Raw genomic sequence first — 14606 nt, forward strand, 5'->3', positions numbered from 1 at the left:
GCGCCTTTGCCTTTACAATGGGGGCATGGAACAGATTATCTTGAACATACTCGAGGCTCTGCGTCGCGGCGAGACCGTGGACGACAAAGCGCTCGTCAAACTGATACATGCCGAGGCACGCCGTGAGGGTGCCGACAAGCGCGATCTGGCCAAGCGTCGCCTGCTGCCGTTTTACCAGCGGGTGAAGCGCGAGGAGCCGGCTCGTTGGACGGTATGGAATGTCGACGCCGAGCTAGAGCGTCAACTGCTGCAGGTGCTACGCATGAAGCCTCGTCGCACGGCTTCGGGCGTAGCGACCATTACCGTCATCACCAAGCCGTGGCCGTGCTCGGGCGATTGCCTGTTTTGCCCCAACGACCTGCGCATGCCCAAAAGCTATCTGCACGCCGAGCCGGCGTGCGCCCGTGCAGAGCAAAACTGCTTCGATCCATATCTGCAGGTGAGCGCCCGTTTGACGGCGCTTTCGCAGATGGGGCATGCGACCGATAAGATAGAGCTCATCGTGCTCGGTGGCACCTGGAGCGACTATCCGGAAGGGTATCAGACGTGGTTTATGTCGGAGCTTTTCCGTGCGCTCAATGACGATGCCGTCGCCGGCGTGGCGGCAAACCCCATGTTGGCGCGTCCGGGCATCAGTCGTGCCGAGGCGGGGCGCCTGCTCGATGACGCTCCCGCCGATGCCCTGCCGCCGGTGGTAGCGGAGCGTCGCGAGCGCTATCGGGCAGCCGGCATTGCGACAGACGAGGTCGAGCTTGCTGCCGGCGTTGCCGACGACCAGGGGCGTGTGGATGCTGCCGTGGGCGGCTACAACCGTGCGGTGCGTCGTCTGTACGGCCCCGGTACGCCGTGGGGCGAAGTCGCCGAGTGGCAGACGGCAACGATGGAGGAGCTTGAACGTCAACAGCGCATCAACGAGACGGCGAAGCATCGCGTGGTGGGACTCGTTATCGAGACGCGCCCCGATGCCGTAACGCCGAAGGCCCTCACGCTTATCCGCCGCCTGGGCTGCACCAAGATCCAGATGGGCATCCAGAGCCTCGACCAGCACCTGCTCGATATCAACGAGCGGCGCATTTCGGTGGCGCAGATCGAGCGGGCGTTTTCGCTTGCGCGCCTGTTTGGCTTTAAGATTCACGCGCATTTTATGCTCAACTTGCTGGGCGCCACGCCCGAAGGGGACAAGCGCGACTACGAGCGCTTTGTGACCGAGGGGGCCTTTATGCCCGACGAGGTCAAAGTCTATCCGTGTGCACTCATCGAGGGCTCGCGTCTGGTGGGCTGCTATGAGCGTGGCAAGTGGCGTCCCTATACCGAGGAGGAGCTGCTCGATGTACTGGCCGATGACATCGTGGTGACGCCGGCGTTCTGCCGCATCAGTCGCATGATCCGCGACTTTAGCTCCGATGACATCATGGTGGGCAACAAGAAGCCCAACCTGCGTCAGCTCGTCGAGAATCGCTTGGCGGCTCGTGGAGAAGGCACAGTGGTGCGCGAGATTCGCTATCGCGAGATCAGTACCGCGGGTGCCGACTTGGATGAGCTTTCTCTTGATGAGGAAGTGGCGTACGAGACGCCGGTGACTCACGAGCGCTTTTTGCAGTGGGTGACGCCGCGGGGCAAGATCGCGGGCTTTTTGCGGTTGTCGCTGCCCGACCATTCGTTTGTTGCCGCACATGCGGACGAGTTGCCGACGACGCCGGACGAGGCGATGATTCGCGAGGTGCACGTGTATGGCATGGCGGCGCGCGTGGGCGATCAGGGCCAGGCGGCGCAACATCACGGGTTGGGGCGTTTGCTCGTAGAGCGTGCGTGCGAGATTGCCCGGGATGCGGGTTATGCGCGTATCAACGTGATTAGCGCGATTGGCACGCGCGAGTACTATCGCCATCTTGGATTTTATGACCATGGCCTTTATCTGCAAAAGGAGCTCTAGATGAACAAGCCGAGTGTTTCTGCCGGCGTCGTTGCCGGCGTTGCTCTGGGAGCCGCGGCGCTTGGTGCGGCCGCCGTCGCTGTTCGTGCTGCCTGTCTGCAGGTTGCGCGAACCCGCAATGGCTTGGCGCGTGTGAAACGCGTGCACGACGAGGGCGGCGACGAAGTCCGCGTATTGGTGCAAGGCGGCGTCTACCAAAGCGCGAGTTACGTTGGTGAGCGCTGGGCGGAGCCCGTCTTTGCGTACTATCGCGCGTTTAACGACGTGTTTGAGGCCGAGGATGCGATGCGCGACGCTTATGGTCACGGTATCGACCGCATTCTTATGCTGGGCGGCGGCGGGTTTGCCTATCCTAAATTCGCCCTGATGTCGCACGAGGGCTTGCGCATGGACGTCATCGAGTATGACGGAGAGATTACGCGCCTGGCGCGCCGCTGGTTCTACCTAGACGAGCTGGAGCGCGCGGCGGGCGATCGCCTGCGGGTGATAACCGCTGAGGCTCGCTCGTATCTGGGTGTGACGAGCGTGGGCCATCGTCGCTATGACGCGGTCGTGAGCGATTGCTTTGGCGGTGCCGAGCCCGTACGCGAGTTGGCGACGGTTGAGGCGTTGCGTTTAGTGCGGGGCAGCCTAAATGTTGGTGGCGTCTACGTCGCCAATATCGTGAGCGCAAACGAGGGGAGCGACGTGACGTTCCTGCGCGACTGCGCTGCCACGGCACTCGAGGTATTCGCCCATGCCTGGGTGGTCCCATGTGGCGATGCGAAGTTCGGCGGCGAGGAAAACTACCTGCTCATCGCCAGCGACGGCGACTATGTCTTTGCCGAAGCTGTGCCCTTCGACACCGACTTCCTCGGCACTGCTCTCCACGACTAGCACGTCTCCCTGCGACCAGTCTGTTTGTGGTGGGGCTCTTTTAGCTACTTCTTGGTCATGCCCAAAGTAGCTCAACAAGCCCCGTCCCAAAAAAGACTGGTCTTAGGCGTGGTCGCGCCAGCCGAGAACGCGCTGCTTCATGTCTTCGATGTCGAGCACGCCTTCGGCAAAGCCCTTGCGCACGAGCTCTTCGGGAACGAACTCATCGTAACGATCAAAGTAAGGCACCTCGCCGGGATAGACGAGCTCGATGGGGTCGAAGTCCTTTTCGGCCTCGGCTGCGAGCACCTCAAAGAACGTCTCCTCGTCGGCCTTCATCTTAAACTGCATAAAGTATGGACGCGACGGATCGAGCCCGCGAAGGCCCAGCTCCGCGGCACACTTAATCTTGAGCATACGTTCGAGCGCCAGAAAGGCGTAGCTGCCCAACCAGGGGAAGAGCACCCAGGTGTCGCCACCCAGGTTGATGAGCGGTTTGGTCCCCGCACCCGAAATCTCGGCGGTATGACGAGCCTGTGCAAGGCGTGCCCGTGCGTTGCCCATGAGGTACGGATATGCCGCGTGCTCGTTGAGCGCCTTGCGCATGCGCTCGAGTACATGCGTGTTAATGTCGCCGGGGCAGTCGCCAAAGTATGCCGGCACACGACCTTTGACTTGCGTGGCAAAGACGGTGTGTCGCTTCCAGTCCACTTCCTCGACTATCCAGCAGTGCCCGGCTATGGCGATGCGCTCACCGGGCGGTGGCGGATTGACGATCGTGCCCAACTCGGCCGACTCGCTGCGAACGGTGAACTCCTCGTTTTCCTGGAACACAGCGTAGAACTTAAAGTTGTTAATGATGCGCTCGCCCGCGAGACCCACGATGAGCTCACCGCCCTCGGTGACCTGGATGTGGTCGATCTTGATGAGGTGGCGCAGCAGTACGCGATAGTCATCGGCCGAGACGCGGTGGAAATAGCTGAGCGTGAGCACGCGCTGAGCAAGCTCGGCCGGCGTGAGCTCGCCGGTGCTGGCGAGCGTCGACATGGTCTGGTGGTAGAGCAGGCTGTAGGGGAGTCGATCGAGCTCGGGCGGCTCGACCCACTTTTCCTCGCGATAGAGTTGTACGAGTGCGATGCCCTGCAGGAGCTTCCAGGGTATCGTTTCGGGCATCATCGTGCGCGGCTCGGGTTCTTCCTCGCGCATGACAAACCACATCTCGGGCGGAAGGTCGCGACGGCCTGTGCGCCCCATGCGCTGCAAAAAGGAGCTGACGGTAAACGGCGCGTCAATCTGGAACGCGCGCTCCAGGCGACCGATATCAATGCCGAGCTCCAGCGTGGAGGTGGTGACGGTCGTCTGCGCCTGCTCTTCGTCGCGCATGAGCTCCTCGGCCGTCTCGCGCAGCGATGCCGAAAGGTTGCCGTGATGGATTAGAAAGCGGTCTGGCTCGTGCCGGCTCTCGCAGTAGCTGCGCAACATGGAGCACACGGCCTCTGCCTCCTCGCGCGAGTTGGCAAAGACCAGGCACTTGCGGCCGCGGGTATGCTCAAAGATGTAGCCCATGCCGGGGTCGGCGTTGTCGGGTGCGGTGTCGGTGGGGTTGAGCAGTGCCTGTTCGGTTGCCTGCGGGATGTCGACTTCGCCCTCGGGGGCTGAGGAAGTGCGACGGTCCTTGGGGGCAGCCTTGCCCCGTGCCCGCTCACGACGTTGACGGCGCTCCTCTTGTGTGAGCTGCCCGCTGTGACGCATGTCTTGGGCGCCGGCGGGCAGTGCCGTGGGCGCCACCGCCTCGATGCGCTCGCATGCGAGCACTTCGGCTTCCTGCGGACCTGTACTCGCGAATCCTCGCTGCTGCGCCTGGGGACCCGAGTTGTAGAAGTGCTCCATGGAGATGCGCCACACGCGGCGCGGCTCCTCAAAACGTGGGATGACGCAGTTGCGTCCCGTCCCCTGCGACAGGAAGGCGCCCGTGCGCTCGGGGTCGCCGATGGTTGCCGACAGACCGATGCGGCGGGGCTGCACGCCTGCCATGCGCGAGAGCCGCTCGATAAGGCAGAGCGTCTGCCCGCCGCGGTCGCCGCGCATGAGCGAATGGACTTCGTCGATAACCACATAGCGCAGGTCGCAGAACATACGAGGGATCGCCATGTGCTTATGGATCAGGAGCGCCTCGAGTGACTCGGGCGTAATCTGCAAGATGCCGCTCGGTTTTTTGATGAGCTTAGCCTTGTGCGACTGCGAGACATCGCCATGCCAGTGCCAGACAGGGATATCGGCTTCTTCGCACAGATCGTTGAGGCGGACGAATTGGTCATTGATGAGCGCCTTGAGGGGGCCAATGTAGAGGGCGCCCACGCTTGCGGGCGGGTTCTCCCAAAACTCGGTCAGGATGGGAAAGAAGGCTGCCTCGGTTTTGCCAGATGCCGTGGAGGCCGTCAGGAGCACATTGTCTTGCGTGTTGAAGATGGCATCTGCCGCCGCAACCTGGATGGAGCGCAGGCTCTCCCAATCGTGGGAGTAGATGAAGTCTTGGATAAACGGGGCGTAGCGGTCAAAGGCGTTCACGAGGCCTCCTTTCAAAAGCGAATCTCTCAACGCGGCGGGCAGTGGCTTGCTGCATTACCGCTTCAACGTTTGCCCAGATAAAACCTGCCAAAATAAACCTATCCCTTTTTGGCAGGTTAGATGGTGAATTCGGCGAAGTTACGGTCACCGCCTGCGGTGCCGGTGTCGCCTGTTGCTGCTGCCGGCGCCAGCGCGTCGCCGCCGACGCTTTGCAGCAGCTCGGCTACGTTGGCGTCGGGGTTCTGGCATAGGATGTCGAGCAGCTCGATAAAGTCGCGAATGACTTCACGCGGCGTCAGATGTGTGTCGGCTCCCACACGACCGAACTCGATCTTGAGGAAGTCCACCAAGTCGTTCTCGGTAAGCGTGGGCGTCCAGCCAAAGTAGCCGGCGTGAATTTGCATGAGTTTTTCGATCAGCACCAGCAGCTCCTCGTAGGTGAGTGGCTGCAGACGGATGATGGGCGCGAGCATGTCCTTAAGGTCCTCGCGTGCAAAGCGGCCTTGAGCGAGTCGGCTGCGCAGGGCCTCGTAGGAGAACACGCCGCGGCGGCGGTCTTCGATGGAGGTTGGCGTGCCGCCCATGATCATGCCCAGGTACTGCGCCTTGCCCTGGAGTGTGTCGTTGTACATGGTCAGGATCTTCTCGTAGTTGTACTGGCGCGTGATGGCGTTGGGAATCTTATACAGATTCACGAGCTCGTCGATGAGCACCAACATACCCTTGTAGCCGCTGCAGACCAAAAAGCGTGCAATGAGCTTAACGTAGTCGTACCAGTCGTCATCGCTGATGATGGTCGAGGAGCCCAGCTCAGCGCGTGCCTCACTCTTGGTGCGGTATTCGCCGCGAATCCATTTGGTCACGCGGCTCATAGCTTCTTCGTCGCCCTCGGATACGGCCGCGCGGTAGCGGTGGAGCATGCGGGTGAAGTCGAAGCCGTGGACCATTTCCTCGAGCGGGGCCAGTTGGGCATTGACGGCAGACTCGTCGGCGTCGGCACAGGAGGCGACCCAGCGATCGAGGATTAGGTTGAGCGCACCGCCCTCGGGGCGCGTTTTAGTCGATATGTTACGGATGAGCTCACGGTAGGTGGCAAGGCCCTGTCCCTGGCCGCCCTGCAGGCGGCGCTCAGGGGATAGGTCGGCATCGGCGACGACGAATCCCTCGCCCATGGCGTGCGTGCGGATGGTCTGGAGCAAAAAGCTCTTGCCGGCTCCGTAGCGACCGACCAGAAAGCGGAAGCTTGCGCCACCGTCGGCAATGAGACTCAGATCGGTGAGCAGGGCGCGGATCTCGACCTCGCGCCCTACGGTGATGTAAGGAAGGCCGATGCGCGGGACCACGCCGCCCTTGAGCGAGTTGAGAATGACGGCAGCGACGCGCTTGGGCACGCGGGGTGCTGCGGATGCGGTATCACTCATGGTCTAGGTATCCTCTCACGTCTGCTTCGTAGTCCTCAATAATCTGCGGCCCTGCCGCGCTAAATTCAATTACGGTGTCGCCCACCAGGTCAAAGAGCGCCTCGTTGATGGTATCGACGAGCATGTCCTCGCTCTGCCCCGATTGCACTACCGCCGATTCCGCCTGTACTGCGTTGTGCTCGAGCAGTGCGCTGAGATAGGCGTTTGCGGCAGGCGCGAGTTCGTTTGTGGCGTCAGCGGGCGCAGCAGCTGCGAACGCGGGCGTCGGCGCAAGAAGCGGTGCCACGACACCAAACTGTTCGGTGGATATGCTCGGCTCGTCGGTCAAGTCCTGCCGAATGGGTGCCGCGACCGCCTCGACCGTCGAGTCGGCTACGGGCTCGGCTTCCGGTTGCCCTGAGCCCGCTGCCTCGGCTTCTGCGGATGCGTCGTCCTCGCGCTCTTCGTCGATCAAAAGCGCTTCGCGCGTTTGCGCAGCGGCGCTCCGAATGTGCCCCAGCTGACTCAGATCGATATCGATCTTGACGGGCTGGTGTGCGGCGTCCCACGAAAGCCATGCCACAATCTCGTCATCGATAATCTTGGCCAGATATTTGGGGACCTTTTCTTCCTTAAGGGGATGGGCGGGGTCCAGCGCCAGGCGCAGGCGTTGGTCGCAGGCGCGCATCATTTCACCGAGCTTGCTGCTCTTTTGCCTACTACCGTGGATACGCATGCATTCCCAAAAGCCGTTTTGGCAACGGTAGATATGGATAGGATCCAGGCGGTATTCGCAGTCCTCGTGGCGCTCGGGCGCAAAGAATACGGCCGAGGCAAACATGGTGTAGGGCATGGCCGTCTCCTCCCCAAATAAACTCACCACGATGCCGGTCTTTCGGTGCGTGTCATAGTAGCGCGCCATACGGACATACACGGCGCATGCCACGTGGCGCAGATCGCGGTGGTGGCTGCGGTCGAGCCGCGAGTTACTTAGGTTGTACGTGGAGAGTGCGTCGATGGCAGCCATGAGTCGCTCCTCGCGCACCTCATCGGGCGGAAGGGGGAGCGTGGGCTCGGAGGTTTTGCGACGCTTAGGGGTCTGGCCGGACGGTGCCGGTGCTGGGACAAGGTCTCGTGCCGCGCGTCGCAGCTCGATAAGGGCGTTATCGAACATGACGGTTTTAGAGTCACGAAGCAGCTTGGGGTCGAGCCCGTGGAATACGGCGTAATCCTGCAGCCACACGCGTGCAAATCGGTCGATGCCGGGCTCGAAGGCGCGATAGACATCCCAAAAAGCCTTGATCTTGTTAAAACCATCGAGCGGGTCATCTACGCCAATGCTGCAAATCAGCTCATAGAGATACAGAAAGGCAAAGGACGTAGACGTTTCCTCGACGGTTCCGCGGCGCACTTGGGCACGCCAGGTAAAGTAGCCGCGCAACTGCCGGTCGCTCATGGCGTTGTAGGTGGGAAAGTACGACTTAAAGGTGCCGTTGTAGGGACAGTCGTCCTCAAAGTCGGCCATCAGCAAGCCTTGGCGGTAGAAAAGCTCGGCCTCCGATAGCCAGCGGCCCGCGCCGCCCTTGGGGTCATCCTGCCAGCGCGATATCTCGCGCATCTTGCGGTATTGGTCGGGGAGGAAATTCTGCATCTGTCGGCCGGTTTTGAGAATCGGCTCGTCTGCGTAGATTTCGTTTGAGAAGCGGGCGGACTGATGGGTCCGGGCCTCGGCCATAATGCGCTCGATGAGCATCTTGATGTCCTGGTCGGCCACCGCTTCTCCTCTCCTAACGCAGCTTCGGTGACCTCATATCATAGCACAGCATCAAACAGGTGTTCGAGATACTGCTGCGTAGATAGATTTAGAACAGGAGGGCGTAGATGACGGCGATGACGACGGAGGGGAGCATATTGGCCGTGCGGAAGGTCTGAGGACGGATGAGGTTGACGCCGACGCAGAAGATGAGCATGGAGCCTACGAGCGAAAGGCTGTCGAGGGCTGCCGTAGTCATGATGGGGGAGAGTGCGCCGGCAAACAGCGTGATCGTCCCCTGGAACACGGCGACGGGCAGGGCGGAGAAAATGCAGCCGCGGCCAAGCGACGCCGTCATGGTGCAGACGATGATGCAGTCCAGCGCGCCCTTGAGGGCAAGCGTGGACCAGTCGCCGAGCAGGCCGTCCTGGATCGATCCCACAATGGCCATAGCGCCGATACACACGGTGAGTGAAGTCGAGACAAAAGCGTTGGTGAACTCGTTATCGCCCTCGCTGCCGGTTTTACGCTTGAGCCATTCGCCAAGGTTCTCAATGGCGGCCTCCAAGTTGATGGCCTCGCCGATGAGCGAACCGAGCGCAAATGAGACGATGAGCATGGTGGTACCGGTGGTCGCTAGCGCCTTTCCATCGATGATGAGCATCTTTTGCATGGTGCCGCCCAGGCCGATAAACAGGACGCACAGCCCCGATGCTTTCATGAGCGTGTCTTGGATGCGCGGTGTAATGAAGCGACCGCCCGCTAATCCCAAAAGACCGCCCGCAACTAAAAGCACAACGTTGATGATTGTTCCCAAGCCCGGCATGAGCCCTCCTGTATTGATGCCAACGTGGCAATCGTAGCAGAACGAAATGCGAGGCACATCGCGACTCATCTAATACGTTATATAAGTGGTGTTAGGAATGATGCGCAGCATTTAAGCCTCAGGTGGTTGTCGGGACATAGGGATAGTATTCAAAGCGCAGTGTCATAAGCCGCTGCGGGAATTCAATAGCCGCGGCGATGATATTGGCATCGCGGGCACGATCAAACCCTTCGAGTTCGATCTGATACGAGACGTCTTGCATAATGTCCAGACGTCGCCAGGCTAGAAGTGTGTCGCCATCGAATTCCAGGGTCTTGCTTCCGTTTGCGGCAACGGCGTATAGACGCAGCTTGGCGGTGGTTGCAGGGTCGACAACTGTGACCTTTTTAATTTCGTTTCGAGTATTCTTGGCGCCCAACAAGGTGAGCAGTGTTGGGGCCACGACCTCGCCCGATGGCAAAAAGACGACTTCGATGGATTCAGGAAATGCGATGATAGCCGACTTGCGGACGGGCTGATTGGCGGCGGCAACTTCGATGTTCGCAGCGTCGATGACCTCTGTGTGGTCGAGCGCGGCAAGCACGCAGCAGTTACCTTCATCGATCTCTTGAGGATCAGCAAGCCCCAGGCTGTCCGCGAGCTCGGGATTGTTTGGATCGGCAGCGGGCTCATTCGGTGCTTCGAAAGAAGCTGGGACGCCGTTTGTCGGCGACGGCGTGTCGCCCGCACCTGCTTCTTTGACCGCGCTCTCCTCTTGTATGGTTGTGTTGATGGGTTCGTCGTTTGGGGGGAGCGTCTTGGCGTCAAGCGCGGAGGGGAGAATTCCGATGGCTCCGGATCCGTTCCACTCCATTTCGAGAAGCGCCGGGTCGGCAAGAATGCGTTGCCTGCTTTGCGCGTGGGCATCGATTTCAATAGGGCCTGCCTCTATCCCTCGTGTAAGACTGAGTGATCCGGCTGGCTTCTCGAAATGAGCGTTTGTGTCCTTGGCGCTGACGGCGTAGAACAGCAGGGACGCTTCTCCCGCCGCGATGGCATCGGTGCCGGCTTTGGTCAGCCGCAACGATGCCGTGAATGAGAGGGTGGGCTGCGCATCGTCTGCATTCGCGGCGGCGCAGCCCAGACATATACCGCCTCCTTTCTCGAAAAACGTACCGTCGAAGGCGACCTTCGCTCCGTTCGCCGAGTCATCGACCGAAGCGATGTCGATGCGCAGCTCTAAATTGCATGGATCGCCATCTGCATCGAGCACAACCGAGCGCCACGTGCAGACGGCGCACCCCGCCTGGGAGCCGTTTGCCTTGTTCGAACGCTTGATATCCACGACTATCGAGCCGTCCGTATTACGACGAAGGCATCCCGAGGTTGAGATCGCGGCCTGTGCGATCGAAAAACGCTTGCACGCAATGGCGCTCGACGGATTTGGTGCGGAACTTAGGGCTGCTGGTAAGGAGTCTGCCATGACGGGAGTCGCCCAAGCGGCGACAGGCGTTCCGGTTGCGAGCGCGCCACAGAGTGCGACGACGGGCAAAAGGTTCTTCGATGCCATGGGGTCTCCTTAGCTAATTTAGTGCGGCCTGTCCGTGTTTTGTTTCTGGCTACGTTTGATGTGCAGACCGAGGCCGGCGGTTCCCGCGCCTGCTGCTGTGGCGCCTGCTGCCAAGAGCCATCGTCTGTCGCCTGTCTGCGCCAACGGTTCTTCGCGGTCGCCGCGGTCGAGCTCCGAGAGGTCGACCGTCACTTGCGTGGCGGCCTGCGCCTGTTCTTGCTGGGCAAAGGCCATGGCTGGCCCAAACGCTAGGATGCTGACGGCGGCGGCCAGGGCGACGGCCTTATGCCGTGTGCGCACCGGGCTCGACCGTCCAGGTGATCGTTGCAACCTGATCACCTTCGCCGGTTACGCGGAAGATGTCGCGCGTGACGCGGGCGACGTTTCCGCTTGTCTTGAGCTTAATTTTGTCCGTGCCGCCGGCAATGCCCTGGTAGCCCATGTCGAAGGCTGCGTTCTTGGAAAGATCGAGGCCTGTCTTCTGCATTGCGGCGCTGGCGTTCTGGAGTGCGCCGTCGGGGCCGACCTTAAAGTCGATGGAGTTCTGTGCGGTTCCGGCCTTGGCGTCGGCAGCAATGGTCCAGGTGTTCATGGCGTCGATCTTCATGTTGGTGACATGGATGCCGTAGGCCGAATGATTGTCGATGGTGGTCGCGTCTTCTGAGGGGCCCTGAAGCGTGCCGTCGGCCTTGGCGACGAAGGGAATAACCGTCGGAACTTTGAACTCAACGTTGTCGATCTCGGTCCTGACCATTACTTTCGTGGTTCCAACGCGCCCGGCTGCCATAGCTGGCGTCGGGGCCGCGCCCATTGCGAGCGCGAGCGCGAGCCCTGCGCCCACGACGAGCGCTCTGGCTCCGTTCATGTTCCTGATGATGTCCATGGTTGTTCCTTTCTATTCGCCGCGGACCGTCCCCGCGATGATTGGACGAATGCTGGTGAATTACGTGCGGTGCCGCGTCGGCCGGAAAGCTAGTTCTCGGCTTGCTCAACCCGTACCTTGACACGTGTCGGATTGCCGTGGCTGTCGAGGGTCTTTGCATCGAGTGCCTGGATCTCGATGTACGCCTCGCCTTCTTTGATGTCGCCGGCGGGGCACGTTTCGATTGTCTTGCCGGTCTCGACCACACCGGATTCGTACATGGTCTCGTCGTTTTGGATGACGCGGAATCGCTGGGGAAATTTATTGTCTTGGACGTTTTGCACGTTGACGCGCAGCTTGCCGTCCTCCTGCAGCTGAGCGACCGGTGCGACCGAAATCGTCATCATGTTGTCGCGGACGATGGCGTCGAGCTCATCTTGGATTTCCTGACGCGTTTTGCCCTCGGCCGTCGTAACCGAAGCGCCCGTCTCGGGTACGGGCTGCGACTGCCAAGCGTATAGTCCTACGGCGACAAGGGCACAGACGATGGCCAAGCAGGCAACGATGAGCTTCCTGCGATGCCCCAGACCTGCAAAGTGGGGCGGCTTCTTCGCGCTCATGCGGCATCCTTGGCGGTATAGACGCGCGCAAAGGTGGACGGGTCCGCTCCAAAGAGCATGTGAAGCATCAGACGGCGCGAGTAGACGAGCTCGTCGAAGTCGGGAGGGAGCTCGATGTCGTGGATATGCGCGATGTGGTGGGCGAGCGCCGAGAACGACTCGGGGTCGCAGATCACATCGGTGGTAACGTGGTAGACCGTCGTATCGGGGAATGCCTCTTCGTCGAAAGGCAGGAGATGGGGATCGTCGTCGACTTCGATGGCGATGCCGTACTGGGGCCAGTAATATGCCATGGGAACCTCCCTGCTTCTGGGCCAAAACTTCTATCGGTTTTGGCTGTCGACGCCGACCTTATCAGCCGCTACTTGACCAATTTCTGACCAAATGCTTGACGGATTGGCGTCTCCGCAGGTAAAAGGCGGCAAAAAATACTCCAACTTTTTTCGAGCGACAATCGCGCGGTCGGCGACGGCGGGGCCATATGTGTCAAAAGCATCGTCTGCCGAGGAAATCAAGCCGCTCGCCGAATTGCACGAACGTAAAAAACGCCAATTATGGAGACGGTCTCGAACACGTCGACGAAACGATGCGGTAACATCTCCCTGCAAACACTGTAGTTAGCTAAAGGGGGAGTTCGCGTGTCTGCAACCATCAAACCCTTCACCGACGAGTTCGAAGAGTATGGCCGCGATGAATCTCGCGCATCGGGCGAGGCCTCGAGCATCTCGTTTCCGACAACGGAAAACGAGGTCCGTGCCATTTTGGAAAAGCTCCATGCCGAGCGTGTTCCGGTAACGGTTCAGGGCGCCCGAACCGGCCTTGCCGCCGGCGCCGTGCCCCACGGCGGGCATATCCTCAATACTTCCCGTATGAATCGCTATTTGGGCCTTCGCCGCGATGAACAAGGCCAATTTCTGCTGCGCGTGGAGCCGGGCGTTGTGCTCTCGGAGCTGCGCAAGCAGCTGAGCAAGAAGGTGCTGCCGACCGCTGGTTGGGACCAGGCATCGCTTGAGGCCTACGAGGAGTTCCAAGAGGCTCCCGAGCAGTTTTTTCCCACCGATCCCACCGAGGCGTCTGCCTGTCTGGGCGGCATGGCGGCATGTAACGCCTCCGGTGCCCGCAGCTACGCCTACGGCCCCATGCGCCCACATATCACGGGACTCCACGTCGTGCTGGCTGATGGCGATTTGCTTGAGCTTCGGCGCGGCGAGGCTTTTGCCCAGGGCCGCCACCTGTCGCTCGTGACGGCAGCGGGCCGTACACTCGAGCTCGATCTTCCCGGCTATACCATGCCCAAGACAAAAAATGCTTCGGGCTATTTCGTTGCTGACGATATGGATGCCATCGATCTGTTTATCGGTGCGTGTGGCACAATCGGTGTCATCACCGAACTCGAGATTGCCCTGCAGGTGGCACCCGCGGTCGTTTGGGGCGTGAGCTGCTTCTTCGACAGCGAAGACAAGGCCGTGTCCTTCACCGATTCTGTGCGTCCCGTCCTGTCCCATGCGGCTGCCATCGAGTACTTCGATGCTGGCGCCCTGGATATTCTACGTCGCCAGCGCGAGCAGTCGACGGCGTTTGCCTCGCTGCCTGCGCTCGACAAAGACGCCAAGGTCTGTGTCTACGTGGAGCTCGACTGCGACGACGAAGCCCAGGCGACTGAGGAGCTGTATCACTTGGGGTGGGTACTGGAGCTTGCGGGCGGCAGTGACGATGCGACATGGGTCGCGCGCACCGAGGTCGATCGCGAGTGTCAGCGATTCTTCCGCCATGCGGTGCCCGAGAGCGTCAACATGCTCATCGACGAGCGCCGCCGCATGGATCCCACCATCACCAAACTGGGTTCGGACATGTCGGTGCCCAACGCGCACTTGGCCGATGTTATCGCCCTCTATCGCCGCACGCTGGCGGAAAGTGGGCTTGAATCTGCCGCCTGGGGGCATATCGGTAACAACCATCTGCATGTGAACATTCTGCCGCGCGATGCACAGGATTATCGCCGCGGCGCAGAACTCTTTGCCCAGTGGGCTTCCGAGGTCACGGCCATGGGCGGTGCCGTCTCCGCAGAACACGGCGTCGGCAAGATCAAGGCGGGCTTCTTGGAGACGATGTACGGTCACGAGGCCATGGTCGAGTCGGCGCGGCTCAAGCTCCAGCTCGATCCTGCCGGGCAGCTGGGTCGCGGTAACCTGTTTTCGGAGAAGCTCTTGGATGAGCTCGTCCAGAAAGGGGGCGCGTGA

12 protein-coding genes are annotated in these 14606 nt (G+C 60.8%); 3 read left to right on the top strand and 9 right to left on the bottom strand.

Translation table 11 applies throughout. The features are described 5' to 3' along the window. The first annotated feature begins 25 nt into the window (after window positions 1-25). Entirely contained in the window at window positions 26-1933 is a 1908-nt protein-coding gene (locus tag DW870_RS07065; protein WP_117769812.1) for an elongator complex protein 3, read from the top strand. Beyond that, window positions 1934-2809: a spermidine synthase gene (locus DW870_RS07070; protein ID WP_117769811.1), complete on the top strand. Its 876-nt coding sequence runs from the start codon at window positions 1934-1936 to the stop codon at window positions 2807-2809. Between the two features lie 102 nt (window positions 2810-2911). Here the strand turns inward: DW870_RS07070 and DW870_RS07075 are convergent, their stop codons facing one another. From DW870_RS07075 to DW870_RS07115, 9 genes are all read right to left on the bottom strand, one after another. Continuing rightward, window positions 2912-5356, bottom strand: a complete 2445-nt coding sequence (locus DW870_RS07075) for a DEAD/DEAH box helicase (protein WP_117769810.1) — start codon at window positions 5354-5356, stop codon at window positions 2912-2914. A gap of 116 nt (window positions 5357-5472) precedes the next feature. Continuing rightward, window positions 5473-6777: an ATP-binding protein gene (locus DW870_RS07080; protein ID WP_117769809.1), complete on the bottom strand. Its 1305-nt coding sequence runs from the start codon at window positions 6775-6777 to the stop codon at window positions 5473-5475. Continuing rightward, window positions 6770-8530: a TerB N-terminal domain-containing protein gene (locus tag DW870_RS07085; RefSeq protein ID WP_233547404.1), complete on the bottom strand. Its 1761-nt coding sequence runs from the start codon at window positions 8528-8530 to the stop codon at window positions 6770-6772. Before DW870_RS07085 ends, DW870_RS07080 begins: the two co-directional genes overlap by 8 nt. A gap of 88 nt (window positions 8531-8618) precedes the next feature. Continuing rightward, entirely contained in the window at window positions 8619-9335 is a 717-nt protein-coding gene (locus DW870_RS07090; protein WP_195363187.1) for a DUF554 domain-containing protein, read from the bottom strand. 118 nt (window positions 9336-9453) lie between these two features. Then, the gene (locus DW870_RS07095; protein WP_117769808.1) at window positions 9454-10884 is read right to left on the bottom strand and encodes a hypothetical protein; all 1431 of its coding nucleotides are present in this window, start codon (window positions 10882-10884) and stop codon (window positions 9454-9456) included. Between the two features lie 18 nt (window positions 10885-10902). Continuing rightward, on the bottom strand, window positions 10903-11184 hold the full coding sequence (locus tag DW870_RS07100) for a hypothetical protein (RefSeq protein ID WP_035137055.1): 282 nt from the start codon (window positions 11182-11184) through the stop codon (window positions 10903-10905). Then, window positions 11168-11767: a hypothetical protein gene (locus DW870_RS07105; RefSeq protein WP_117769807.1), complete on the bottom strand. Its 600-nt coding sequence runs from the start codon at window positions 11765-11767 to the stop codon at window positions 11168-11170. Before DW870_RS07105 ends, DW870_RS07100 begins: the two co-directional genes overlap by 17 nt. 89 nt (window positions 11768-11856) lie before the next feature. Continuing rightward, window positions 11857-12366: a hypothetical protein gene (locus DW870_RS07110; RefSeq protein WP_117769806.1), complete on the bottom strand. Its 510-nt coding sequence runs from the start codon at window positions 12364-12366 to the stop codon at window positions 11857-11859. Then, complete coding sequence (locus DW870_RS07115; protein WP_035137058.1) at window positions 12363-12659, bottom strand: hypothetical protein; 297 nt, start codon at window positions 12657-12659, stop codon at window positions 12363-12365. The genes DW870_RS07110 and DW870_RS07115 overlap by 4 nt, the downstream gene beginning before the upstream one ends. 345 nt (window positions 12660-13004) lie before the next feature. Here DW870_RS07115 and DW870_RS07120 point away from each other — a divergent pair, with 345 nt between their 5' ends. Then, complete coding sequence (locus tag DW870_RS07120) at window positions 13005-14606, top strand: FAD-binding oxidoreductase (RefSeq protein WP_117769805.1); 1602 nt, start codon at window positions 13005-13007, stop codon at window positions 14604-14606.

The sequence above is a fragment of the Collinsella sp. AM38-1BH genome (assembly GCF_003467545.1).
Taxonomy (GTDB): Bacteria; Actinomycetota; Coriobacteriia; order Coriobacteriales; family Coriobacteriaceae; genus Collinsella.